We start from the raw sequence: 25229 nt of genomic DNA on the forward strand, positions 1-25229 counted from the left end.
GACTTCTTCGAGAAGTCGGGGATCTGGACATCGCGCATTTTCACAACTCATTTAGTATTGCTATACCTACTTATATAAGTTTTTGATCTTATTTAGTTGATTATCTAATTTCAGATAATCAACTAAATGATTACTAGATGTTAACGCAATGTTTACAGCTTTTTAACCTCTCTTTATACAACCATAGCTATATTGCGATTGGTAAGTTTTACTGAATTTCTGTAACTTTAACAGAAACAATTGTAGTTTGTTTAAACAAATAAATAGTAACAAATGAAGAAGTCTGATTTTCTCAGGGCTATTCTAACTATTGCTGTACCAACAGCAATATCTTTCACTCTGCTTAATTATCTACAAAAGCCACTAACAGCCCAAACCTCAAGCGTTCATCTAAGAATGGGCAATCCTAGTAATGCTGGCAGTAGTTACAGTAATCTTTTGTTGAGCAAATCTCAATATGCAGTTTCTCACAATTGCTATAGAGGGACACCAAATTGGGTAAGTTGGCAATTAAATACATCATGGCTAGGAAGCGCACCTCGCCAAGATGATTTTCGTGCAGATACTACATTACCTTCAAGCTGCTACCGAGTCACTTCTTCTGATTACACTGGTAGCGGTTTTGACAGGGGACACATGACTGCTTCAGCAGATAGGACAAATACAGTTACCAATAACTCTGCTACTTTTTTAATGACGAATATAATTCCTCAGTCACCTGATAATAATCAGGGGCCTTGGGCTGCACTAGAAAACTATTCTAGAGACTTAGTAAACCAGGGGAAAGAACTCTATATTATTTCGGGTTCCTATGGCACTGGTGGAACTGGGTCGAATGGAGCAAGAAACACAATTGCTAATGGTAACGTTACAGTTCCGAACAGAATATGGAAGGTTATTGTAGTATTAAATTCATCAAATTCTAATGCTAGCAACGTCACTACTAACACAAGAGTAATTGCAGTGAATATGCCTAATTCGCAGGGAATTAGAAATAATAGCTGGACAAACTACAGAGTTAGTGTTGATTCCATTGAAACAAACACTGGTTACAATTTGCTCTCTAATGTTTCTTCGTCTGTTCAAAGTGTAATTGAGTCTAGAGTTGACAATTTGTAAGGATACTTACTTCACTTAAAACTTAAAGCCTGTCTGTAATTCAATACGGTTCAGTTAAGGACTAATTGTACAAAATTGTGGGTTTTCGAGACGCGATAAATCGCCATCTCTACAAGTGTTTTGGTCTTATCTGAACTGTATTGGTTTATAATTTATAGACAGGCTGATGTTTGATTAGTTAGGTTTCTACAACTTTTGTCGAAATTCCGCCTAAATCTTTATCTGGGGTTTTACCAACAATATAGACATCAATACTTATCGTACCTATGCGATAAACTTTGATATTAGTGAGGTGATCTCTTAGTGTTTTGACAAGTGTTTTAAACTTTGGCACATTTTGTTGTTGTATTTCATCGTGCCATTCTTTTTCTTGGGCACAGTTCCGAAAAAAATAATCTAGTTCTACTTCTTCAACTGATGTTTCTTGAGGATGTCCTGTTAACTGGAGAAGTTTTTGAGCGGTCATTGGTTCTTGCGCTTGATTAGACCACAAAAAAGCTTCAAAAGGATACTCTGATTCACTTATCATTAACAAACCATCGGAGGCTTGTTTAAGTTTTTCCGTAATCTCGTTAGTCATAAAATTTATTTATGGTTATGAGCATTAATTTTTGAGTTTGCCAATCAGAGAATTAAGATTAATTTGGATAGGCCAACCTTAAGGAAGATTTCCAGAATTATATCCTCTGTCTTTCAATCGTTGAATAAAAAATTACCTATTTTTCCTCTGCTCCCTGCTCCCTGCCTCTTTTCAATGCCCCATGCCCCATTCCCCATACATGATTCATCAACCTAGTGGATGAGCTTTTAATCTTTCTCAGTTAAAAATGATTCATCTTTATGATAGAGGGAGCAAATACATCCACTTGTGAACATGGAAAGAACCTTTAGAGGTGGATAAAAATGGCTAAGGCAAACCCAGTTGAAATACAAAAACACTTGAAAGGTGTTGACTATCCCGCGAATAAGAAAGAATTGACTAAGCACGCTAAAAAGCAAGGAGCAGATAAGGAAATTCTCTCTCTGTTAGAAAAACTGCCAGATGAAGAGGAATTTGATAGCCCAGCCGATCTCAATAAAGCTATAGGTGAGATAATCTAGGTTCTTGCTCTGGCGGGGAATAATCTCCTGATTTCCCGCCACTCTTACTGATTAAATGAATTGATTCAATTTGAATCGATTTTTCTAAAGCTTTTGCCATATCGTATAAAGTCAAGGCAGCGACAGAAACGGCGGTTAAGGCTTCCATTTCTACACCAGTTTCAGCTTTAGTTTTGACTGTGGCTTGAATTTGATAACCAGGTAGTTGCGGGTCGGGTATAATTTCGACTGCGATTTTTTGCAAAGGCAAGGGATGACACAGAGGAATTAAAGTGGCTGTTTGTTTGGCTGCCATAATCCCAGCCAATCTTGCAGTTGCCAAAACATCCCCTTTTGGCAGATTTCCAGCTTGAATGGCAGCGAAAGTGGCTGGCAGCATCCGCACATTAGCAGCGGCTACTGCTTGGCGAATCGTAGGTGCTTTATCAGACACATCTACCATCTGTGCCTGTCCGTGGTGATCTAGATGGGTTAAGCTGGCAAAATTAGATGGAAAATTATCTTGCGTCATTTAGTTAGAACGTGTTAATATAGATTGTCGGTGAGGGCGTGTAGCTCAGTGGACTAGAGCACGTGGCTACGGACCACGGTGTCGGGGGTTCGAATCCCTCCTCGCCCGTTTTTGAAGGCTAAGAGTTAAAAGTTAGGAGTGAAGAGTTAAAATTCTTCACTCCTAACTTTTAGGTTGTTCAATGAGTAGGCATCTGGAGCTAAACCTAGTGCAAAGCGCAGGGAGTTGGATAGGTTTTTGCTCGACTGGGTGAGGAAGATGACAAGGGCTAGAGAAGTCATCGCAGCACCATAGCCAAACATATTGCGGTAGCCTACAAGTTCTGCGATGGTACCCAGAAGAGGAGCAGCGATCGCAATTCCCAGGTCAAGTCCAGCTATGCATATAGCAAAAATTTTCCCCCGTTCTTGCGGCAGTGAGCGGTCTGCCATCATGGTGATGATCATCGAGATCAGTGTACCACCACCAGCACCTTCAACGATCGCAGCCAGTAAGAAAACAATCGCACTGTGAGCTTGCCACAGCAATATTAACCCCAAAACATAGCAAAAAATACCAAAGGTAATAAACAAACCACGACCTAAGCGATCGCTTGCCTTACCAGCAAACACCCTGATACTAAAACTAGAAATTGCCGCAACTGTAAAAAACAGTCCGCCATTGAAGTCCAACTCAGTCGATTTAAGGAACAACGACACAAAGGTATGTACAGCACCGACGGACAAACCAACCAGTAACATAACTATAGTTGGAACTCTCACCTGTGGACTGCTCAAGGTTTGCCAAAAATTGTGATTTTCTCCCTGAGTTTGTTCCTGTGTCTGCACTGGTGGATTATTAACTTGGACAATCCCCAAGAGGGCGCAAAAACCCAATTCAGCAGATAGCAGAAATAATATCCCGTAACCACTTGTAGCTTCTAAATACCCTCCCAAGGCGGGGCCAATTGCTAAACCAAGGGGGGTTGTGAGGCTCATGTAACCAATGATTTCACCACGAGTTTCAGCCGGAGCTAAATCTGCGATTAAGGCACTGTAGCCAGTGGTAAAAGCAGCTACGCTAATGCCGTGAAAAATCCGCACCAGGATCAGTAGCCCAAGTGATTGAGTTGCCAAGTAACCAAAGGGTGCGATCGCAGCTACTATCGTACCAATCAACAAGACAATTTTTCGGCCACGTTCATCAGCTAATCGTCCCAACATCGGGCGAGACAGCAATAACCCAATGGCAAAACTACCCATCACAATCCCAATTTCTTGATTGTTTGCGCCCACATGATCGATGTAAAGCGGTAGGGTTGGTAAGAGCGAAGACAAGCTCGACCAGAATAATAAACCTGCTGTAAATAAAACCAGCAGGTTGCTCCGTAGTTCGGCATCAAAGGTATTAAATGCTTTCAAGGTAGATGCAATTGAATGAGTTTTTTGTTATTTGTCATTTGTCATTTGTCCTTTGTCATTTGTCCTTTGTCATTTGTTTTTTGTCTAGAGTCAACCAAATATTATTTACTTCTAACTATTTACTAATGACCAATGACTAATGACCAATGACCAATGACTAATGACCAATGACCAATGACAAATCAATACCATTGTTACCTTAGTTAACCTTTTTTGCTATCACCTCTCGCACGCGATAGATAGGCCTTCCTTGGGATTCATGGTATGTACGCATGAGCAATTCTGCCAAAAGACCGAAGCAAAACAACTGCACTCCGGTTACTAACAGGAGAACTGCCAAAATTAGCAAAGGACGATTGCCAATCATTTCACCTAAAGCCAATTTGACAAAAGTCAAGTAAATTCCGATCCCCGTCCCCGAAACCATTGAAATCAAGCCCAACAGCCCAAAAACGTGCATCGGACGGGTGAGGAATTTTTTCATAAACAGAATGGTTAACAAATCCATCAATACCCGGAATGTCCGCCAAATTCCATATTTGCTGCGACCAAAGCGGCGGGCGTGATGACGCACAGGTATTTCGGTAATTCTAGCTCCTTCGATATACGCCAAAGCGGGTAAAAATCGGTGTAGTTCCCCGTAGAGGTTCATATCTGCCAACAGTTCGGCGCGATAGGCTTTCAGCGAACAGCCATAATCATGAATATTCACGCTAGTAGTGCGGCGAATTAACCAATTGGCAATTTTGGAAGGAAGTAACCGATTTACGGCACCATCTTGGCGTTTTTGCCGCCAACCACTCACCAAATCGTAACCTTCATCTAGCTTTGCTAATAACATGGGGATATCAGCCGGATCATTCTGGAGATCAGCATCTAAAGTGATGATCGCTTTCCCGACTGCATAATAAAATCCAGCAGCCATCGCCGCAGTTTGTCCGTAGTTGCGACGCAAAATCACCACTTTTAAATTAGTACGAATTTGCGCCTCTTTCTTGAGAAATTCCCCGGAACCGTCTGTAGAACCATCATCCACGCAAATAATTTCATAATTTACCTGACTAGAGGATAAAGTAGATGCGATCGCTTCTAGTAAAAGCGGCAAACTTTCCACTTCGTCATGTATCGGTAACACCACTGAAACATCTGGGACAATTGCTGAAATAGCCCCATTTTCCTCACTTAACCCTTGATTAACCAACCCACTCCTCATATACCTGTGCGCCCTCAGCGTCTCTGTGGTTCGTAACTCTTGATAACTCTACCAGCACCTCGCAGCTGCTGATAGTACGACTGACTAACCGCATCTCCCTGTTCCGAGAGAATATCAATCCCGATCCCATCCCGTCCCTGATCTTTCCCAGAACTATGGATGTAATAACTATCTGCCAAATAAAGTCCCACATGGGTTGCTTTTTGGCTAGTTCCAAAAAATACTAGATCCCCGCTTGCTAATTCTGCAATAGTAATTGGTTTGGTGAATCCTTCCTGTTGATAGGCATCTCTAGGTAGCCAAATACCCACCGAAGCAAACGCCGCCTGCATCAACCCAGAACAGTCATAATTTGGCCCAACCGTACCACCCCAAAGATAATAATTTGATTGTTGCATCGCTTTTTGGGTAAAGGCGATGACCTCTACTAGGAGTTTTTTAATTTCAGCTTCAGAAAATGTTGCAGCCTGATAAGGTACAGTAGCAGATTGTAATGAATCCAAATTGGAAAAGGATACCCATCCCGGATAGTCATCTTCACACAAACACACCTGAATCGCTGAATTTTGATGATTTGATGTTACCCATAAATGTCGCCCAGATGCGGCTTGAGTTGCCAAGCGTGTACATTCAGGAGAATCATATAAATTCAGGTCAGCTAAACACTGATACTCCCCTGATTTTGGATTTTGGATTTTGGATTTTAGATTAAAGGACATTATTAGAGAATGATTTTTTTTAATAGAGACGAACAACTCGAAAATATTGGTAATGGCATTTTAGATGCAACTTGGGCAGCATTTCCGACCTTAGCCCGGAATCAAATTGCCCTAACTTGGGTTGTTTACGATCCCCCAGTGCTAGTAAATACTGGTGGGGCGCTGACTCCCAATGCTTTTTGGGATCATCCAGTTCGTGGTTTTACTTATCGTGGTGTTGAACGAATTTATCCCGCTAGTGTAGTCAAGCTATTTTACCTGGTGGCGGTAAACGAATGGCTAGAAAAAGGCATGAGTCAAACCTCCAAAGAGTTGGAGCGAGCCTTACGGGATATGATTGTCGATTCTAGTAATGATGCTACCAGCTTGGTTGTGGATATTTTGAGTGGCACTACATCAGGGCCAGAATTACCAACCGGGCCCTTTGAAACCTGGAAATATCAGCGTAATATTGTTAACCGCTATTACCAATCTTTGGGTTGGGAAGAATTGGAGACGATTAACGTCTGTCAAAAAACTTGGAGTGATGGCCCTTATGGACGGGAACGGGCGTTTGTGGGTGAGTTACTAGAAAATCGGAATATGTTGACCACAAATGCGATCGCTAGGTTACTGCATAGTATTGTAGGTGGAGTGGCGGTTTCAAGTGGGCGATCGCAAGCAATGATGGCTTTACTGAAGCGTCCTCTCAACGATTTGCCCACTGACAGAGAGGAAGATCAAGTAGCAGGTTTTTTAGGCGGTGGAGTGACTGAAAATGCTCAAATTTGGTCAAAGGCAGGTTGGACAAGTCAAGTTCGCCATGATGCCGCGTATATTGAATTACCAGAACAGCGCCCTTACCTCTTAGTGGTATTTACTGAAGGTAAAGCGCAGGCTAAGAGTCGGGATATTTTACCCTTTGTTTCTAAACTAGTTGCCGAAGCGATCGCTAGTTTATGACACAATACAGTTCAGTTAGCAGTCAAAATATAAACCTAGTACTGACAAAAAAGGTAGGAGGCAAGACGCAGGGGGCAGGATGAAAGAAGTATTAATAAGAACTTTAGTTGTGCTGGTGCGATCGCAGTTCCCCAAAAGTCTGGTTATCGGTGTCAGCCAGGAGTAATGTTGAAACGATTGGCAGATGCGATCGCTAATGGAGATTATGGCACAAGCGATCGCAGACATTAATCCTGAAACTATGTTACTTACCCAACCAGGCTTTATTCCCGAAGCATTGCGTTACGCAAAAAAAGCGATAATGCTATGATATTATAGGGAATGCATTAACATTTCCCTCAATTCACGACATTTGAATATAAAGTAGACACTCAAATGTGTGAATAAATACCTGGAGAGGTGTCCGAGCGGTTCATGGTGACGCACTCGAAATGCGTTTTGGGGAAACCCAACGGGGGTTCGAATCCCCCCCTCTCCGTTTTAAAAAATTACTGAAAAACTAGTACACTGTGGCGGAAGTTTGCCTATCTTTAACGAGTTGCTCAAGTAGGGGCAATTCATGAATTGCCCCTACTTGTCTAATTAATTGAGATGATATCTGGATTCAAACCGTGCTGTACTGGTTCATTATTTGCAACTGAGATGAGATGATGTTTCAGTGCTTACTTAGTCAAGTATTTCCCAAAAAACACTAAAATATACACAGCCAACACAGTTTTTTGGGATAATTGGGATAAACTAATGCCATCGTGTGAGGAGTGAACGATGGTAGATCGCAGCCTGGGGCGAGTACTCTCATTTAGTTTTATCAGCATTTGTTTATATCTGGGTATTAGTATAGGAGTCATTATCCGGCTTGGGCAATCACAGCGATTAAACGCTGCTACTACACCTACTGAGCCGGTGCAATTTCCATTAGCTATCCCTAAACTTACGCCATCAACAACAGAACAAAAAACCTTTCCAAATACTATTACCATCAAAGCCGTTGGAGATATTATTCCCGGCACTAATTTCCCCAACCATAGATTACCTCGTTTTCGAGATCAATTATTACCAAAATCAGTGAGAACTCACTTGCAAGGATCTGATATTTTATTTGGTAATTTTGAAAGTAGTCTAACTAATCATCCCTATACTGCCAAAGATATTAGTCGAGGCCAAGTCTTTGCCTTCCGCTCTCCACCTGCATACGCCAAGCTCTTTGCTGAGGCTGGTTTTAATGTGTTCAATATGTCGAATAACCATGCAATGGACTTCGGCCATGTAGGATTCAAAGATACAAAGAAAAATCTTGAGGCTGTGGGCATTGCAACATTAGGTCATAAAAATCAAATTCTTTATTTGGAAGCTAACAATATCCCTGTAGCTATGGTTGGGTTTTCTCCTTATGAAATGTATAATTCCATTCATAATTTAGGAGCAGCCCAAGCACTCATAGCAGAAGCCAAAAATAAAGCCAATATTGTAGTAGTCTCGATGCACGCTGGATCTGAGGGAACCGGGGCGCTACACGTTAAGAATCAGACAGAGTTTTTTTATGGAGAAAACCGAGGTAATTCGATCAAGTTTGCTCGAAACATGATTGATGCGGGAGCAGACTTAGTGCTAGGACATGGGCCTCACGTTCCGAGAGCGATGGAAATTTATAAAGGAAAAATTATTGCCTATTCTTTAGGAAACTTTTTAGGATATCGGACTTTATCTACAAATGCCCAAACAGGTGACTCAATGATTTTAGAAGTTAAACTCAACCCGGCAGGAGATTTAGTATCAAGTAAAATTATTCCTGTTCGGATGGATAGACAGGGAATCCCTCAGATTGATCAGAGTTTTCGGACTGTTAAACTTATGCGTTATTTGAATAATCAAGCTTTTCCCAAGAATCCGGTGAAGATTAATAAGAAAGGGGAAGTTGTTGTACAAAATAGGCTTGCTCCTCGCTAACCCTCTTTAAAATAATTCGTAATTCGTAATTCGTAATTCGTAATTCGTAATTCGTAATTAGTTAAGAGAGGAGCCAGTACTATGCTGGATTCACTGCGCTGCTTCACCAAAATCCCAAATTAACTAGTTATTGATTTTGTAGCTTTTCCTCAAACTTTTGAACATTCTGGGGTTGAATATTGGTTGGTGTATTTTGCTTTTCCAGTGTTGGTACTACTACAGCAGAAGGATCTGATTGTCTGGATTCCTTTGGTGGCAATGGTGGTATAACCACAGGGTTTGACGGACTCACGGGTTGAGGAGATACAGAATCTTGATTAGAAGCGGGTAAGTTATTTTGGGGCAAGGGTGCGGGAGAAGCATTCCGAGATGAGCGGATTGCCCGTAGTTTCTCCACTAGCGAGGGTGTGGGTAAAACACTAGGTGAAGGTGTAGATTCTTCAGAATTGCCGCTTTGTGATTCTTCTGTAGGGATGCTACGGGGAGATTCTTCTTGGGAAGAACGACGATTGCGCCGACGTTGTTTGGAATTAGAGGCGGGTGCTGATTCGGTTTTTGAGGTGGTGTTAGTGTTTTCACCCGGAGATGACGATGTACTATTGAAGTCAGGTACTTTCGCGTCTGGTTGTTGAGTGGGCTGTTCAAAAAGCGGCTTTGCAGTTGGCTGCTGCTGAGATTTGGGTAATATGCTCGTGATCCCAAAACCTGCCGTAGCAGCAACTAGGGCTACACCTATACCAATAAATACCTGAGATGACCCCAACTTTTTAGCCAGTACAGGTTCCTTAGCGATGCCTGGGTTAGGCTGCGCCAACGCAGATGGTCTATGAATACGATTTTGGCCAGTTTTTCCAATTAAAGTTGCTGCCTGCTGTGCAGATAAATTAACAGTTGGCACTGCGTAAGTGGGTAAAACTTGCGGTGTTCCATTCGCCCCATTTCCAGGTAGCAATTGCAGCCACTCAGCAACTGTTGCTGGCCGAAAACGAGACTCTACCGCCATACCGCGCATTACCGCCTGGTTGACAGCAGCGCTCAAATGTGGTTGCAGTTCGCGGGGGGAAGGCATTTGCTCGCGATCGCGCAATAATGCTGGCATGGGAACTTGGGCTGTTAACAGTGCATACAAGGTTGCTGCTAAACCATAAACATCTGTGGCGGGTGTACGCGGCGCTTGCGTCAAGTACTGCTCAATGGGAGAATACCCTTCAGAAACCAGACCTGTGTGAGTCTGCCTCACACCCCCATTAAATTCCCTGGCAATGCCAAAATCAATTAATACTACTTCCTGCGTTCCCAGGCGAAGGATGATATTATCTGGTTTGACATCACGATGTAACAAACCATTGTTGTGTACTACCTGCAACGCTGCCCCAATTTGCCGGATGTAATGAATTGCTGTGGCTTCTGGCAAAGGTATTCCTGGTAATACAAATGCGTCTCCCAAGGTTTCGCCAGGAATGTATTCCATTACCATATAAGGCAGTCCAGCTTCCACAAAAAAGTCACTAACTCTGACTATATTTGGGTGAATACACGTAGCTAATCGTCTAGCTTCATCTTGGAATTGGCGCTCGAATTTGGCAAAATCAGGATGTTGTCGCAGCCGTTCATTGATGGTTTTCATCACCACCTCCTGACCCAAGTAGTGATGCGTAGCTTTAAAGGTAATGCCAAAGCCACCCTGCCCTATTTCTTGAATTAGGGTATATTTTCCATCCTGCAAAATTGTGCCTGCTAACATAAAGAGTCCTGAGTCCTGAGTGAGCAGATAAGTAGCGAGTCCTGAGTCTTGAGGGATTTCCCAAAAATTTTCCCATATTTTTATCAAGCAGGGTTCTTGCCTGTCTATCCTACGGGATGATTTCGTTGTTGGAATTCCTGAAGTGAGAAAGACCTCCCCATGATCACAACAGTTTTATCTTTCTCAGATGATAGCGCGGGAATGCGGCAAGCCTAAAGCGGAAGACGAGCTAATACCAATTTTGTATGAACTCCCATCTTGGCATTACCAATGGATAGAGAAGAAATTTCTTCTATAACAGTCATGAATTTATACCTGATTCATGAAAATTCTGATTCAATTGCTCCCCAACTTGCCTAATTGTATAACTCCTGAAATATAACCTACGGTAATTTTATCGGTAAAAAGTATAATAAGCTCTAATCATCACTAATTCTATCGGCAACCCGTATATTATGGATGAAGCAATAAAATCATCTACTTCAAAAGACAGATTTTGAATTAATCAAGCAATATCTTTTGATATTTAGCTAATTTTGCCGTTTTTATTTGAACATCTTCTCAAAGCTTGCTCCCTTAGAGTATTTACCAAGCTGGAAGACATTAGAAAGTCAAAAGGAGTGAATGTGATCAACGCCATACAGATTAACGAAAACTTGACAACTACGGGACAAGTCATACCAAAACAGCTTGAGCAAGCTATTCAAGAAGGTTTTAAATCCGTTTTAAATTTGCGATCGCCTGATGAACTAGGATTTTCTAAGGATGAGCAAAAAGTCGCGGAAGCATTGGGGCTGTATTATCAAAATGTTCCACTCAAGGTGGATCTGAAAAATTTGAATGAAGAGGTGATCACCAAAATCCTCACAACACTCGAACAAATCCCGAAACCAGCGGTTGTGCATTGTGCCGCCGGGATGCGATCAACTGGAATTGCGCTATTGAGTATCGCTATCCAGGAAGGATTAACACCAGAGGAAACCTTAGCAAAAGCGAGGAATCTGGGCTTTGGATTCTTTGAACACGCTGGCGTTAGTCCCCGATTGAAGGAATTATTTGTGGACTACGTTAACAAACACAGTAAAATAGCTGTACCTGCTAGCTGATCTTAAGTGTTAGTGATTTTTAATTGTTATGTCCGAATAGATTAGACGGCTGCTATACAAATCATTAAATTAAAAACTGCTCTTGCCGAAAGTAGACAAGAGCAGTTTTTAATCGCAAAGCCCAAAATAAGAATTTAGGCATCTTCAAGTTCAAATTGAGCTACCGTAACGGCGTTCAAAGCGAAAGCTAAAACTAATGGCATCGGCGACTGAAACCAAAAGGTAAAAAGAATAGCTAGGATTGTGCCAATTACTGCTGACATCGACCACAGTCGTTCTTCAATAGTCAGTCCTTTTTCGGCTTTAATCAATCTAAGAACATGAACTGGGATTGGTTCTGGCATTACCCCACCCGGAGGGAATGCCCAGAAGTTGTTACGTCGTTCGACAAATAAATCTGTCCAGCCATTTTCTTGGCACCATGCCTCAATCCATTGAAGTGAGTAATGATTCATCATCGGGTTTCGGAGTTTGGTTTGTGGAAGTTGTGTACTTGGTGAATGTAAACTCTTGGAGATTCCTGAAGAACTAACTAATCGCTATAAAATTAACGCTAATTATCCAACTTTTAAGCTTTGTTAAGCAATTGAGACGCATATAATTACGCTCAAACCTTGCTTTCATTAATTAAAAGACTAACAGTTGATCGGGGCTGTTGAATTTAAAAGACAATAAACTTTACTTGAGAAATTGAAAGTCAAGAAACGTAAATAAGTTGGTGAGTATTACTGCTCAATAAAACTCTTTATATCCTGAAATTTAAATCTAAGAATAAAGAATTGTGAACAAATCAATAAGCGTAGACATAGTTCGTTATGTGGATTGCTTTATCCAGCTAAACTATTCCTTTAGAGTTAGAAATCTTAAGTTTTACCTGCATCAAAAGCGATAGGTTATCCTCCCCGTCTATGTTTTGCTAAAGCTTGCTTGCTGTGACAGGTAACTTATACTTAGTCATTGTGATCTATTGTCGCGATATTTAATTTTAGTGCGATCGCAGATTGCTGCTCTCTACCTCAAGTAGCACGGATAATTTTGCTCAAGGTGAGAAGCTGATGCTCTTTTTGCGTTACAAAATATTAAGCAACGGAAATACACGTTCTCCAAGTCCAGTAGTCAGGCTGCGAGTCTCAATTAGGATGATCCAGTCTTACTAATATTCAAATGCGGTAATAAAATGCAGCGATTAGACACCAAATTAGCTCTCGATATGTTTTGGCGCCAAGGGTTGGCGTTCCTTCTCGGAATTATTATCTGGTGCGTGGCTGATCCCGCATTGGCAGTAGACTGGACTCATCCCCTTTCATTTAGTAATGCAGAGTTGTCAAGACGTGATTTTTCTGGTGAAAGCTTGCAAGCTGCGGAGTTTTCTAACGCCAATATGGAACTGGCTAACTTTTCAAACGCTGACTTACGGGGAGCAGTCATGAGCGCTTCGGTGATGACAAAAGCAAATCTCCACGGAGCGGATTTAACGAATGCAATGGTCGATCAGGTAAACTTGACTAAGGCGGATTTGAGCGATGCAGTTTTCAAAGAAGCTCTTTTGCTCCGCGCCATCTTTAATGATGTGAATATAGACGGTGCAGATTTTACAGATGCAATTTTGGATAGGGCACAAATCAAAGAACTGTGCGCGAAAGCCAGTGGTGTGAATTCCAAAACAGGCGTGCAAACTCGTGATTCTTTAGGATGTCAATGAAACGTGTTGGTGTAATTGGTGGCGGACAACTTGCCTGGATGATGGCGGATGCAGCACAGAAGCTAGGAGTAGAATTAATAGTACAAACTCCAAGCGTTCACGACCCGGCCGTGTCAATCGCTCAGGAAACTGTTTTTGCGCCAGTTGATGATGCAAATGCTACGGAAATATTAGCTCAAAAATGCGATGTCATCACCTTTGAAAACGAATTTGTTAACCTGCAAGCTTTATCTGGGTTAGCACAGCAAGGCGTTTGTTTCCGTCCCAAATTAGAAGCTTTAGCTCCTCTTTTAGATAAATATCATCAGCGTTGCTATTTACGCGACTTGGGCTTACCAGTTCCTCAATTTTTCGCCCTTGACGAGGTGGAAAATATCAAATCAAAAATAGAATATCTAGGTTTTCCAGTAGTTTTGAAATCTCGCCGTCATGGTTATGATGGTCAAGGTACTTTCATAATTCAGGATTTTGCTACTTTAGAACAAAAGTTAAGTGATGAAAGCACAACAAAGACTTTAAATCAATCACTATTCTTGTTAGAAGAATTTGTCCCTTTTGAACGGGAACTAGCAATTATTGCAGCTCGTTCTGTAGAGGGAGAAATTGTCACTTACCCAGTAGTGGAAACCCAACAAGAACAACAAGTATGTCGGCGGGTGATTGCGCCAGCCGAGATTAGGCCTAATCAAGTAGCAGAAATCCAAGCGATCGCACATACTCTATTAAATAGCCTAGAAGTAGTAGGAATTTTTGGAATTGAGCTATTTCTCAGTGCTGATGGCAAAATCCTGGTAAATGAAATTGCGCCCCGTACCCACAATTCTGGGCATTTTTCTCTTGACGCTTGCGAAACTTCTCAGTTTGAGCAGCACCTCAGAGCCGTTTGTGGTTTACCTTTAGGAAATCCAGCTTTGCAGTGTGCTGGTGCTGTAATGGTCAACCTGCTGGGGTATGAAAATTCTCACAGCGACTACCAAAACCAGCGTCAACAAATAGCGGAGATTCCCCAAGCGCAAGTTCACTGGTATGGGAAGACAGAATCACGTCCTGGGCGGAAGTTGGGACATGTCACTGTTTTGCTGGATAATCAAAATCAAGAATCGGCGACTGCATACGCCAACGACATCGCCCACACCATAGAATCTATCTGGTATCCCAGGTAAATTGAGCAGAAACTTTTGATATTGAACACACAACATCTTTTGAAAAGCTATAATGAGTGAGTTGCACTACGACGTTGGTGACTGCCATCAAGTTTTTTGATCTATGCCTTTAATGACAAGGGAGTCAACTGTTCTCGTGGCAGTATACCGGGCATGTACCCGGAAACTTTAAACGAGGAATTTAGGTTCCCACCTGGATAAACCCAGGTCATAAACTTAGGTAAAACGGCGTCGCGGTGAACTTAAAATTATTAGCTCCCAAAGTCAGTTAGAATTTGGGAGCTTTAATTATCTAACAGAATTCAGGAGTCAGAATTCAGAATGAATTCTGTACGAAAAAGTGGATAGCGCAGCGTTAGCGAGTATTTTCGAGTCGCGTCTGAATAACTGGGTTTAAGACCCCACCAAATTGAAAATTTGGTGTGCAACAATTCTGTGGCGGATCTGAATCCCCCACTGATTTATTCTGAATTCTGAATTCTGAATTCTGTATTCTTCTTAAATTAAATCAATTTAAAATAAGCGAACTGACAGTAAAGATTGCCATGTTTTTGGGAAACCTAGATACTGAGGTCTCAAGAATTAAGCCGTATGGTCAGCATTCCCGGATATCACATTAGCAAAGAACTCTACAACGGTTCTCGAACCTTGGTTTATCGCGCTAATCGAGAAACTGATCAAAAATCTGTGGTGATTAAGCTGATGAAAACTGCTTATCCCAGCTTCAGCGAATTGGTACAGTTTCGCAACCAGTTTACTATTGCCAAAAATTTGAATCTACCTGGAATCATCCAAACCTATAGTCTGGAACCCTATCAGAATGGCTATGTGTTAGTGATGGAAGACTTTGGGGGAATTTCTCTAAAGCAGTGGCAAGACAAAGTAGAGAATAGGAGAATAGGGGAAACACCACAAGCTTTAATTGAGTTTTTACAAGTAGCGATCGCACTGTGCAATACATTAGATATTCTAATTCGTTATCGGATCGTTCACAAAGATATTAAACCTGCCAATATTTTAATTCATCCAGAAACTAAAGAAGTTAAGTTAATTGACTTTAGTATTGCATCTTTATTACCACGAGAAACTCAAAGCCTCATGAGTCCTAGTGTATTAGAAGGGACACTTGGCTATTTGTCTCCAGAGCAAACTGGACGGATGAATCGGGGGATTGATTACCGAACTGATTTTTATTCTTTGGGTGTCACTTTTTACGAATTATTAACAGGGGAATTACCATTTAAATCGCACGATCCGATGGAATTGGTGCATTGTCATATTGCCAAACTTCCACCACTTTTAGGGGAGAGGGAAGAGGGGACAGGGAATAGGGAAGAGATTCCTCAAGTTCTTTGTGACATTGTGATGAAATTGATGGCAAAAAATGCCGAAGACCGCTATCAGAGTGCATTAGGACTGAAATATGATTTAGAAAATTGTTTAGCTCAACTCAAGGAAACGGGGAAAATTGTAAGTTTCCCAATTGCTCAACGGGATGTGTGCGATCGCTTTATTATCCCAGAAAAACTCTATGGTCGCGAGCATGAAGTTGAAACTCTGCTCAAAGCATTTGAACGCGTTACCAACAATCAGACGGAATTAATGCTGGTGGCTGGTTTTTCTGGTATTGGTAAAACAGCAATTGTTAACGAGGTTCACAAACCCATTGTCCGGCAGCGGGGCTACTTCATTAAAGGCAAATTTGACCAATTTAATCGTAATATTCCCTTTTCCGCTTTTGTGCAGGCATTTCGAGACTTAATGGGACAATTACTGAGTGAAAGTGATGTCCAATTGTCAACTTGGAAAAATAAAATTTTACAAGTGCTGGGGGATGAGGGGCAAGTCATTCTTGAGGTAATTCCAGAACTAGAACAAATTATTGGTCAACAACCACCTGCAACGGAACTTTCACAGAGTGCAGCCCAGAATCGCTTCAATTTACTCTTTCAAAAGCTCATTCAGGTATTCACCACAAAAGAACATCCATTAGTAATTTTCCTCGATGATTTGCAGTGGGCTGATTCTGCATCACTCAAATTGATGCAATTGTTAATGAGCGAATCAGGAAGTGGCTCTTTACTTTTAATTGGGGCTTATCGAGATAATGAAGTATCTACCGCGCATCCGTTGATGTTGACTTTAACGGATATTCGCAAAGCCAATGCGACAATTAACAGCATTACTTTAGCCCCGTTAAGTAAAGCTAGTTTAAACCAATTGGTGGTTGATACCTTGAGTTGTTCGAGTAAAACTGCCCAACCACTAACGCAACTCGTCTATCAAAAAACTCAAGGAAATCCATTTTTTGCAACCCACTTTCTCAAAGTATTATATGAAGATGGGCTGATTACTTTTAATTCCGAGCTAGGGTACTGGCAATGCGATCTTGTTGCTGTGAAAGCACTTGCCCTTACCGATGATGTTGTAGAATTCGTAGCGCTACAGTTGCAAAAGTTGCCAGATGCAACGCAAAATATGTTGAAATTAGCTGCATGTATTGGCAACCAGTTTGATTTGCTAACCTTAGCAATTGTTTCTGAACAATCGGAAACCGAAACGGCAGCATCTTTATGGAAAGCTTTGCAAGAAGGGTTAGTTTTACCTACTAGTGAAGTTTATAAATTTTTTCAAGATGGTGAACATAATTCTGACTCAACCCCCTTAAATTCTAATTTCCAAGTCCCTATCTACAAATTTTTACATGATCGTGTGCAGCAAGCGGCTTACTCTCTAATTCCAGATGAAGAGAAACAATTTACCCATCTTAAAATTGGTCAATTACTCTTGCAAAATACCTCTGAGTTTCAGCAAGAGGAGCGTATTTTCGAGATTGTCAGTCAGTTAAATCGAGGAATACTGCTAATTACCCAACCGGCTGAACGTCAACAATTAGCTCAGTTAAATCTGAATGCTGGTCGAAAAGCGAAAGAAGCTACCGCTTATGGTGCAGCAATTCATTACTTCTATTCTGGAATGCAGCTGCTACCGATTAATAGTTGGGAAATCGCCTATGAATTGACTCTAAGTTTATATCAAGAAGCTGCCGAAGCTGCTTTTCTCAACAATGAATTTGAGCAAATGGAATCTCTTATTCAGGTTGTCATCGAAAAAACAACCACCTTACTAGATAGAGTGAAAGTTTATGAAGTGCAACTCCAAGCTTATCAGGTGCGGAATCAATCATTCAAAGCGATCGCAACTGGGCGTGAACTTCTGGCTCAACTTGGGGTAACATTACCTGAATCAGTAACACCACCAGACATTCAGCAATCTGTAGTCAACACGCTCTCAACCTTGGCTAGCAGAAGTATTCAGGGCTTAGTTGATTTGCCATTGATGAATGATCCCAAAGCTTTAGTTGCTTTACGGATTATGGCTAGCATCGCTCCCGCCATCCATCAGGCTGCGCCTTATCTGTTCCCAATTATTGCCTGCGAAGAGGTGAATGTATCTCTTAAATACGGCAATGCACCACTTTCTGCACCAGGGTATGCAGATTTTGGAATTGTACTTCATATTTGTAACCAACTCGAGTCAGGCTACGAATTTGGCCAGCTAGCTTTAATGCTTGTGGATAGACTTCAAGCAAAATCTGTTCAAAGCATGACTCTATTTAAGGTGGGTGCATTGAATCAATTTAATAAACAACATATCCGCACCTCAATTAGTTTATTACAGGAATCCCATAGTCTTGGATTAGATACAGGCGACTTTTTTCATGTGCTGGCATCGATGATTTTTAAGTTATTCTATGTCTATTTAAGTGGCACAGAAGTTCTGGAAATCCTGTTAGCAGATATCAAAGCCTACGAGTCTAATTATGTCAAAAATCAACGCTTATTAAATTGGTCTAATATCGTCTCTCAAACCATTAAAAATCTCACCGAATATAGCGACTATCCAGACTTCATCATTGGTGAAGATTGTCAAGAAGAAGAACTCTTATCTGCGCTCCTCCAAGAAAAGGACGAATTAACACTCCATATCTTTTTCTTAAGTAAGTTAACACTCAGTTATTTGTTTGAAAATTTTCCGGCGGCAGTTGAAAATGGAAATCAGGGAGAGCAATACCTCAACGGTGGTGCAGGAATGCTATCTGTGCCTGTTTTCTACTACTACGATTCTCTGTCTCGTCTGGCTGTCTATGCAACAGCTGAACCATCTCAACAAGAACAATTACTCTTAAAGGTTGGCGAAAACCAGGAAAAATTGCAGTTTCGAGCCAAATTTGCACCGATGAATTTCCAGCACAAATTTGATTTGGTGGAAGCAGAACGCCATCGGGTTTTAGGCGAAAAAATAGCAGCAATAGAATTATACGATCGCGCCATAACTCTAGCGAAAGAAAACCAATATATCCAAGAAGAAGCCTTGAGCAATGAGTTAGCTGCCAAGTTCTACCTCGACTGGGGCAAAGAAAAAATCGCCCAAGTTTATATGCAAGAAGCTTATTACTGCTATGCTCGTTGGGGCGCTAAAGCCAAAACTGAAGACTTAGAAAAACGCTATCCTCAACTCCTGGCTCCCATCTTACAAGGGCAGCATCATCGCTTTCAACTGAGTTCAACTGTCGATGCATCATCATTTCCACATCAAACCATCCACACAAACCTTTCTAGCAGCAGTATTTCGGAAGCCCTCGATTTTGCCACCATCTTTAAAGCCGCACAAGTTCTTTCTAGTGAAATTCAATTAGAGCAATTACTCACTACCCTTTTGCAAATGGTGATGGAAAATGCTGGGGCACAAAAAGCTGCATTACTTGTACTCCAACAGGGCGACTTAGTGGTTGAAGCTGTAGCCACCATTAATGAAGGAGTCACTCTGGTATCTGTACCATTGTCAAGCAGCGAAGGCATTCCCATTACACTGCTAAACTATGTCAAACGCAGCTTAAAAACTGTTGTGCTAGATGATGCAACAGCACAAACTGATTTTATTGCCGACTCATATTTCATACAGCAACAACCTAAGAGTGTGTTGTGTACGCCGATGTTAAATCAAGGTAAACTCATCGGGCTGCTATATCTAGAAAATCCGTTGACAATTGGTGCATTTACAAGCGATCGCACCGAAGTTATCCAACTGCTATGCACTCAAGCTGCCATTTCTCTAGAAAATGCCCGTCTTTATCAAGAATCTCAAAATTATGCCCAACAGTTAGAGCGATCGCTTGCTCAACTTCGTGCTAGTGAAGCCCGCTTCCAGAAACTCGCTGATAATATTCCTGGGGCAATTTACCAACTATGTTTAAATGCTGACGGTTCAGCTTCAATGCCCTACGTCAGTTCTGGCTGCTACAACCTTTATGAGGTGACAGCAGAGGAAATAATGACAGGAACGCAGAGCCTTCGTTCTATGGAACATCCAGATGATTTTGCCAGCATTCAGCAGGCGATAATCTACTCTGCTGAAAACATCACACCATTTCGACACGAATGGCGAATTATCACATCTTCAGGAACCGTAAAATGGCTTCAAGGTGCATCCCAACCAGAGCGACAAGCTGATGGCTCGATTATATGGGATGGCGTAATCATAGATATTAGCGAACGCAAACTTGCTGAAGTCGCACTAAAAGAGTCTGAAGCTGATTTACGGCACAAATCTCAGGATTTAGAAGAAGCGCTGCAAAATTTCCAACAAGCCCAATTACAAATGGTGCAAAATGAAAAAATGGCAACCTTGGGTAACTTAGTTGCTGGAGTGGCACATGAAATTAATAACCCGATTGGGTTTCTCAAAGGCAGTGTCAACAATGCTGAAGAGTATATTCAAGACTTGCTTGCCCATATCCAATGCTACCAACAACATCATCCCAATCCAGCGATCGCAGTTATTGAGCATGGTGAAGAAATTGACCTAGAATTCCTGACTGAAGACTTACCAAAGCTAGTAGACTCGATGAAAGTGGCAAGCGATCGGATTAAAGACATTAGCATCAGCCTCCGCACCTTCTCCAGAGCCGATACAGCCGAAAAAGTTGCTTGTAATCTCCATGAAGGGATTGAGAGTACTCTGTTGATTTTGAAGTATCGCCTCAAAGCTAACGAAAAACGTCCAGCAATTGAAGTCATCACTGAATATGGAAAATTACCACTAGTTAAGTGCTTTTTAGGACAGCTAAATCAAGTATTTATGAACATCCTCGCTAACGCTATTGATGCCTTAGATACTTCCTGCGAGGGGCTTTCTTTTGCCCAAGCGCAAGCAAATCATCACCAAATACTGATTCACACCGAAGTATCCAGTGAGCAAAACATGGTGGTAATTCGCATCAAAGATAACGGTCAGGGGATGTCAGAAGAGGTTAGATCGCGGATATTTGATCACCTGTTTACAACAAAAGAAGTTGGGAAGGGAACAGGATTAGGATTAGCGATCGCTCGTCAAATTGTTGAAGAAACCCATGATGGGCAGTTGAGTTGCAATTCTGTGCTTGGCGAAGGAACAGAATTTGTCATTGAGATTCCAGTATTTTAACTAATTCGCGATTTTTCTCTCAATGCATAACACTTCTAACTTTTCAGTAGTGCAAAGAACAGCAATAGCATAATTCTACAAATCTGTATAACTTGATTCTAAATTAGGTATCGTTCAGAGTTAAGATTACACAATTGCGTCAAATTGTGGTTAAAGCTACAAAAATTGTTAAAACAACTAACTAATACCGTATTTCCAGCCTCGGTCTTCCGACTAGAGAGTGGTTTAACTTTTATTCATCAAGAAATTCCCACCACTCCTGTAGTTGTTGCGGATGTTTGGGTGCGTGCTGGAGCCAGCCTAGAGCCAAAACCGTGGTTCGGCATGGCGCACTTTTTAGAACACATGATTTTTAAAGGTACGGCAATGCTACCCCCTGGAATGTTCGATTCCAAAGTTGAAAACCGGGGTGGCGTGAGCAATGCGGCGACAAGCTATGATTATGCTCATTATTCACTCACCACAGCCGCTCCTTATTTAAAAGATACTCTCCCCTACTTGGGAGAACTCCTGCTGAATGCGGCAATTCCAGAAGATGAATTTAGCCGCGAACGAGATGTGGTACTAGAAGAAATTCGCTCTTGTCAGGACGATTCCGACTGGATAGGATTTCAAGCGCTGATTCAAAGCATCTATCCGCATCACCCTTACGGACGTTCGGTGTTGGGTACTGAGCAAGAACTGATGCAGCAATCGCCAGAAGCAATGCGCTGTTTTCACCGCACTCACTATCAGCCGGAAAACATGACGGTAGTAATTGCAGGGGGTATAGGCCAGGAATCGGCTTTGGAAATGGTAAATCATTCCTTTGCTGATTTTGCCGAACGCTCGAATTGTCCGCAGTTTGAGAAAGTGGCAAAGCCAGTAATAACAGGAATTCACCGCCAAGAACTGTGTTTACCACGCATAGAGCAAGCGCGATTGTTGATGGCGTGGCTTGTACCAGGAGTAGAAGAAATCCGCACTGGCTATGGTTTAGATTTGTTGTCTGTATTATTGGCAGAAGGGCGGACTTCGCGTTTAGTGCGCGATTTGCGAGAAGATTTGCAATTGGTACAGGGAATTTGCAGTAGTTTTTCTCTACAACGAGAATCAAGTTTATTTACAATTACTGCCTGGTTGGAACCAGAAAATCTAGAGGAAGTCGAGTCCTTGATTTGCGCTCATTTAGATGATTTGCAGACTACAGGAATTAGTGAACAAGAACTTGCTCGTACACGCAGGCTGCTATGTAACGAGTATGCGTTTTCTACCGAAACACCAAATCAACTTACAGGGCTTTATGGATATTACAATACCATCGCCCAAGCTGAATTAGCTGTGACATATCCCCAACAGATTCAGTCTTTTGATGCCAAAGAACTGCAAAAATTAGCTAAACAGTATCTCTCGCCGGAGAATTACGCGGTTACTGTACTTAAACCGTGTTAGTCATTAGTTATTAGTCATTAGTCATTAGCAAAAGACAAATGACCAATGACAAAGGACAAATGACCAATGACAAAGGACAAATGATAAATGACAACCTTGCTGCAAAAATCGCCTATGCATCGCACCGTATTGAACAATGGCATTGTCGTGCTGGTGGCAGAAAATCCGGCTGCGGACATTATTGCAGCGCGAATCTTTGTGCGTGCCGGTAGTTGTAACGAAAACCGGGAGCTAGCAGGGTTGGCACATTTGTTATCGGCAGTGATGACAAAAGGATGCGATGGACTTTCTAGCTTTGAAATTGCAGAAATCGTCGAGTCTGTAGGGGCGAGTTTAAGTGCCGATGCTGGCACTGATTATTTTTTGCTATCTTTCAAAACCGTAACATCCGATTTTGCGGAGATTTTAGCATTAGCAGGGCGGATTTTGCGATCGCCTACTTTTCCCGAAACTCAAGTGGAATTAGAACGGCGTCTAGCACTCCAAGATATTCGTTCGCAAAAAGAGCAACCGTTCACCGTCGCCTTTGAACAAATGCGGCAAGTAATGTACCAAAATCACCCATACTCTATGTCAGTGCTGGGAGATGAAACCACCATGAGCCGCTTAACTCGTGAGGATTTAGTAGAGTATCACCAAACTTATTTCCGTCCAGATAATGTAGTAATTAGTATTGCTGGTAGGGTTACACCTACAGATGCAGTGGCATTGGTGGAAGAAGTTTTTGGTGATTGGCAACCTACAACCCAAGCACTGCCAATACTGAATTTACCTGAGATTAAGGTGGAACCGCAGGTAAGGGTAAAGCCAGTACAGACACAACAATCAATTGTGATGCTCGGTTATTTGGGAACAGCGGTGAGTTCAGTTGACTACGCCCCACTGAAGTTGCTGTGTACCTACTTGGGAAATGGGCTTTCTAGTCGCTTGTTTGTGGAATTGCGGGAAAAACGAGGTTTAGCTTATGAAGTATCCGCTTTTTACTCCACAAGGCTATTTCCAGCCTCCTTTGTGGTTTATATCGGTACAGCACCGGAGAATACCAGCATTGCCCTAGAAGGACTGCGTACAGAAGTAGATTTACTCTCAACGACCGAAGTATCCGAAAGCGCACTCCAGGCTGCGAAAAATAAGATTCTGGGGCAATATGCCTTGGGTAAACAAACGAATGGGCAAATTGCTCAGATATACGGCTGGTATGAAATTTTGGGATTAGGAATTGATTTTGACACCAGATTTCAAGAATTGATTGCGGCTGTGAGTGCCCAGGATGCGATCGCCGCAGCTTGTAAGTATTTAAAAGAACCTTACTTGTCTTTAGTTGGGCAAGAAGAAGCAATTAATCGTGCGATCGCATCATAGACTTGCTCTAATTCCCTGCTTTTTGAGAAGGGTTAGAGAGCAAGCCTATGGGATTATGCGCGTAGCCCAGCAAAGACATCGTAAAATGAAGCAGCTGTTTTTTAGACCAAGCGGCTGTACCATTAGCATGAGAATATTCTGGGAGTAAATTCCATGCAAAGCGGCCTGACAGCAAGTATTTTGAGTTACTTAAAATTACTAGACCCAACTGTAAATCGCTGTAGAATGGAAAAACGGCAAAAGGGTTGGTGGCCAAAGAGGTCTAAATCTTTATCAGCCATTGAAATACTCTTGTTCTCCACTACGCCTCTGCTCATTGCCTCAACGGCTGTAGTATCGATAGCAGCACCGCAAAAAATTGCCCAAGTAAACCCTGGAAATAGTATCAACCGCCCTACCCTCAAAGTTGGTAGCCAAGGCGAACGTGTGGCCGAACTTCAAGCAGCTCTAAAACTTTTGGGTTTTTACTCTGGTGCTGTAGATGGTACATATAGTGAGAATACAGCCAGCGCTGTTTCCCGATTTAAACAAGCCGCTGGCTTGAATCCAGATGGCATTGTTGATGCCAGCACTTGGCAACGACTTTTTCCTAGAGAACCAGTAGTAGCATCAACAGTCCCTTCATCCCAGCCAAGATTTAACTCAGCTACAAATTTCCCTGTTCCAACCCAAGCTAGCAACCTCACTAATGTTGCAAATTCTAACCCCAACCCCCCCAGGCAAGCTGTAACGCAAGTTCCGACTAGCCCTGAACCAAGACCTGCGACTCCAAGACAAGCTGTAAGACCAGTTGCAACTAGCCCTGAACCAAAACCTGCGACTCCAAGACAAGCTGTAAGACCAGTTGCGACTAGCCCTGAACCAAGACCTGCTACCCCAAGAAAAGCTACAACTTCAAGCATACAGAAAACGCCAAATCGTACTACATCAACTACTCGAACTCAGCCAAACACAACTACCAAGCGAACCCCTGGTATTCAATACACCTCAGAAGGATTGCCTATTTTGCGTATAGGATTACGTGGTTCTGAAGTTGTAAAGTTGCAACAACAACTGAAAAAGCTTGGTTTCTTGAAAGGCGATGCCGATGGAGACTTTGGCGTGACAACGGAAACCGCTGTAAAAGCTGCACAAAAGCGCTATGGCTTAGAAGCTGACGGCGTAGTTGGTGGCTCTACCTGGGAGGTTCTTTTGCGGCGTTAACCGTATCCCTACTCTTCAAATTAAAGCAAAAGACGCGATGAATCGCCGTCTCTACAAAAGACCGATTATTGTAGAGACGG

General features: G+C 42.0%; 19 protein-coding genes, 2 tRNA genes and 1 other RNA gene. 15 read left to right on the forward strand and 7 right to left on the reverse strand.

Features of this window, described 5'->3' with window-relative positions:
• The first annotated feature begins 273 nt into the window (after positions 1-273).
• A complete protein-coding gene (locus ABF638_RS26835) occupies positions 274-1119 on the forward strand; it encodes a DNA/RNA non-specific endonuclease (RefSeq protein ID WP_435025941.1) in 846 nt (281 codons plus the stop codon).
• A gap of 178 nt (positions 1120-1297) precedes the next feature.
• On the opposite strand, the gene ABF638_RS26840 is transcribed toward ABF638_RS26835, so the two are convergent.
• Positions 1298-1699 carry a nuclease A inhibitor family protein gene (locus tag ABF638_RS26840; RefSeq protein ID WP_435025942.1) on the reverse strand — a complete coding sequence of 134 codons (402 nt, stop codon included), beginning with the start codon at positions 1697-1699 and terminating at the stop codon, positions 1298-1300.
• Between the two features lie 323 nt (positions 1700-2022).
• On the opposite strand from ABF638_RS26840, the gene ABF638_RS26845 reads away from it, so the two are divergent.
• Positions 2023-2220, forward strand: coding sequence for a DUF2795 domain-containing protein (locus ABF638_RS26845; protein WP_420762460.1), 198 nt, complete (start codon positions 2023-2025; stop codon positions 2218-2220).
• Here ABF638_RS26845 and moaC read toward each other — a convergent pair.
• A complete protein-coding gene (gene moaC, locus ABF638_RS26850; RefSeq protein ID WP_181930240.1) occupies positions 2201-2731 on the reverse strand; it encodes a cyclic pyranopterin monophosphate synthase MoaC in 531 nt (176 codons plus the stop codon). The two genes, ABF638_RS26845 and moaC, sit on opposite strands and share 20 nt — an antisense overlap.
• A 34-nt stretch (positions 2732-2765) precedes the next feature.
• Between moaC and ABF638_RS26855 the strand changes: the two genes are divergently transcribed.
• Positions 2766-2839: transfer RNA gene (locus ABF638_RS26855), tRNA-Arg, on the forward strand.
• A gap of 38 nt (positions 2840-2877) precedes the next feature.
• Here ABF638_RS26855 and ABF638_RS26860 read toward each other — a convergent pair.
• The 3 genes from ABF638_RS26860 to ABF638_RS26870 form a co-directional block, all read right to left on the reverse strand.
• Positions 2878-4131 carry an MFS transporter gene (locus tag ABF638_RS26860; protein WP_435025943.1) on the reverse strand — a complete coding sequence of 418 codons (1254 nt, stop codon included), beginning with the start codon at positions 4129-4131 and terminating at the stop codon, positions 2878-2880.
• 199 nt (positions 4132-4330) lie between these two features.
• Positions 4331-5344 carry a glycosyltransferase family 2 protein gene (locus ABF638_RS26865; RefSeq protein WP_435025944.1) on the reverse strand — a complete coding sequence of 338 codons (1014 nt, stop codon included), beginning with the start codon at positions 5342-5344 and terminating at the stop codon, positions 4331-4333.
• A 14-nt stretch (positions 5345-5358) separates the two neighbouring features.
• Positions 5359-6063 carry an NlpC/P60 family protein gene (locus ABF638_RS26870; RefSeq protein WP_435025945.1) on the reverse strand — a complete coding sequence of 235 codons (705 nt, stop codon included), beginning with the start codon at positions 6061-6063 and terminating at the stop codon, positions 5359-5361.
• Positions 6064-6072: 9 nt separating this feature from the next.
• Here ABF638_RS26870 and ABF638_RS26875 point away from each other — a divergent pair, with 9 nt between their 5' ends.
• The 4 genes from ABF638_RS26875 to ABF638_RS26890 all read left to right on the forward strand — a co-directional run bounded on the left by ABF638_RS26875 (position 6073) and on the right by ABF638_RS26890 (position 8952).
• Positions 6073-7005 (forward strand): serine hydrolase, encoded by a 933-nt coding sequence (locus ABF638_RS26875; RefSeq protein WP_435025946.1) that lies wholly within the window; start codon positions 6073-6075, stop codon positions 7003-7005.
• 184 nt (positions 7006-7189) lie between these two features.
• On the forward strand, positions 7190-7315 hold the full coding sequence (locus tag ABF638_RS26880) for a hypothetical protein (protein WP_435025948.1): 126 nt from the start codon (positions 7190-7192) through the stop codon (positions 7313-7315).
• Positions 7316-7398: 83 nt separating this feature from the next.
• A tRNA-Ser gene (locus tag ABF638_RS26885) sits at positions 7399-7483 on the forward strand.
• A 287-nt stretch (positions 7484-7770) separates the two neighbouring features.
• Positions 7771-8952 (forward strand): CapA family protein, encoded by a 1182-nt coding sequence (locus tag ABF638_RS26890; protein WP_435025949.1) that lies wholly within the window; start codon positions 7771-7773, stop codon positions 8950-8952.
• A 127-nt stretch (positions 8953-9079) separates the two neighbouring features.
• Here the strand turns inward: ABF638_RS26890 and ABF638_RS26895 are convergent, their stop codons facing one another.
• The gene (locus ABF638_RS26895) at positions 9080-10696 is read right to left on the reverse strand and encodes a serine/threonine protein kinase (RefSeq protein ID WP_435025950.1); all 1617 of its coding nucleotides are present in this window, start codon (positions 10694-10696) and stop codon (positions 9080-9082) included.
• 626 nt (positions 10697-11322) lie between these two features.
• On the opposite strand from ABF638_RS26895, the gene ABF638_RS26900 reads away from it, so the two are divergent.
• Positions 11323-11802, forward strand: a complete 480-nt coding sequence (locus tag ABF638_RS26900) for a beta-lactamase hydrolase domain-containing protein (protein ID WP_181930247.1) — start codon at positions 11323-11325, stop codon at positions 11800-11802.
• Positions 11803-11936: 134 nt separating this feature from the next.
• On the opposite strand, the gene ABF638_RS26905 is transcribed toward ABF638_RS26900, so the two are convergent.
• A complete protein-coding gene (locus ABF638_RS26905; protein WP_176726984.1) occupies positions 11937-12260 on the reverse strand; it encodes a hypothetical protein in 324 nt (107 codons plus the stop codon).
• A 752-nt stretch (positions 12261-13012) separates the two neighbouring features.
• On the opposite strand from ABF638_RS26905, the gene ABF638_RS26910 reads away from it, so the two are divergent.
• The 7 genes from ABF638_RS26910 to ABF638_RS26940 all read left to right on the forward strand — a co-directional run bounded on the left by ABF638_RS26910 (position 13013) and on the right by ABF638_RS26940 (position 25149).
• Entirely contained in the window at positions 13013-13504 is a 492-nt protein-coding gene (locus tag ABF638_RS26910) for a pentapeptide repeat-containing protein (RefSeq protein ID WP_435025958.1), read from the forward strand.
• Positions 13501-14667, forward strand: coding sequence for a 5-(carboxyamino)imidazole ribonucleotide synthase (locus ABF638_RS26915; protein ID WP_435025953.1), 1167 nt, complete (start codon positions 13501-13503; stop codon positions 14665-14667). Before ABF638_RS26910 ends, ABF638_RS26915 begins: the two co-directional genes overlap by 4 nt.
• A gap of 60 nt (positions 14668-14727) precedes the next feature.
• Positions 14728-14911: non-coding RNA, 6S RNA (ssrS, locus tag ABF638_RS26920), on the forward strand.
• Positions 14912-15258: 347 nt separating this feature from the next.
• Positions 15259-21153: an ATP-binding sensor histidine kinase gene (locus ABF638_RS26925; protein WP_435025954.1), complete on the forward strand. Its 5895-nt coding sequence runs from the start codon at positions 15259-15261 to the stop codon at positions 21151-21153.
• 165 nt (positions 21154-21318) lie between these two features.
• Positions 21319-22584: a M16 family metallopeptidase gene (locus ABF638_RS26930; RefSeq protein WP_435025955.1), complete on the forward strand. Its 1266-nt coding sequence runs from the start codon at positions 21319-21321 to the stop codon at positions 22582-22584.
• Positions 22585-22671: 87 nt separating this feature from the next.
• On the forward strand, positions 22672-23946 hold the full coding sequence (locus tag ABF638_RS26935; protein ID WP_435025956.1) for a M16 family metallopeptidase: 1275 nt from the start codon (positions 22672-22674) through the stop codon (positions 23944-23946).
• Between the two features lie 153 nt (positions 23947-24099).
• On the forward strand, positions 24100-25149 hold the full coding sequence (locus ABF638_RS26940; RefSeq protein WP_435025957.1) for a peptidoglycan-binding protein: 1050 nt from the start codon (positions 24100-24102) through the stop codon (positions 25147-25149).
• Positions 25150-25229 lie beyond the last annotated feature (80 nt).

It is taken from the genome of Nostoc sp. CALU 1950 (genome assembly GCF_051172895.1).
Classification (GTDB): Bacteria; Cyanobacteriota; Cyanobacteriia; order Cyanobacteriales; family Nostocaceae; genus Nostoc; species Nostoc edaphicum_A.

Excerpts from the sequence above, each read along its gene's own strand:
- ABF638_RS26835 (WP_435025941.1), top strand. The coding sequence starts at position 274 with ATGAAGAAGTCTGATTTTCTCAGGGCTATTCTAACTATTGCTGTACCA.
- ABF638_RS26840 (WP_435025942.1), bottom strand. The coding sequence starts at position 1,699 with ATGACTAACGAGATTACGGAAAAACTTAAACAAGCCTCCGATGGTTTG.
- ABF638_RS26845 (WP_420762460.1), top strand. The coding sequence starts at position 2,023 with ATGGCTAAGGCAAACCCAGTTGAAATACAAAAACACTTGAAAGGTGTT.
- moaC (WP_181930240.1), bottom strand. The coding sequence starts at position 2,731 with ATGACGCAAGATAATTTTCCATCTAATTTTGCCAGCTTAACCCATCTA.
- ABF638_RS26865 (WP_435025944.1), bottom strand. The coding sequence starts at position 5,344 with ATGAGGAGTGGGTTGGTTAATCAAGGGTTAAGTGAGGAAAATGGGGCT.
- ABF638_RS26870 (WP_435025945.1), bottom strand. The coding sequence starts at position 6,063 with ATGTCCTTTAATCTAAAATCCAAAATCCAAAATCCAAAATCAGGGGAG.
- ABF638_RS26875 (WP_435025946.1), top strand. The coding sequence starts at position 6,073 with ATGATTTTTTTTAATAGAGACGAACAACTCGAAAATATTGGTAATGGC.
- ABF638_RS26880 (WP_435025948.1), top strand. The coding sequence starts at position 7,190 with ATGCGATCGCTAATGGAGATTATGGCACAAGCGATCGCAGACATTAAT.
- ABF638_RS26890 (WP_435025949.1), top strand. The coding sequence starts at position 7,771 with ATGGTAGATCGCAGCCTGGGGCGAGTACTCTCATTTAGTTTTATCAGC.
- ABF638_RS26895 (WP_435025950.1), bottom strand. The coding sequence starts at position 10,696 with ATGTTAGCAGGCACAATTTTGCAGGATGGAAAATATACCCTAATTCAA.
- ABF638_RS26905 (WP_176726984.1), bottom strand. The coding sequence starts at position 12,260 with ATGATGAATCATTACTCACTTCAATGGATTGAGGCATGGTGCCAAGAA.
- ABF638_RS26910 (WP_435025958.1), top strand. The coding sequence starts at position 13,013 with ATGTTTTGGCGCCAAGGGTTGGCGTTCCTTCTCGGAATTATTATCTGG.
- ABF638_RS26915 (WP_435025953.1), top strand. The coding sequence starts at position 13,501 with ATGAAACGTGTTGGTGTAATTGGTGGCGGACAACTTGCCTGGATGATG.
- ABF638_RS26925 (WP_435025954.1), top strand. The coding sequence starts at position 15,259 with ATGGTCAGCATTCCCGGATATCACATTAGCAAAGAACTCTACAACGGT.
- ABF638_RS26935 (WP_435025956.1), top strand. The coding sequence starts at position 22,672 with ATGACAACCTTGCTGCAAAAATCGCCTATGCATCGCACCGTATTGAAC.
- ABF638_RS26940 (WP_435025957.1), top strand. The coding sequence starts at position 24,100 with ATGCAAAGCGGCCTGACAGCAAGTATTTTGAGTTACTTAAAATTACTA.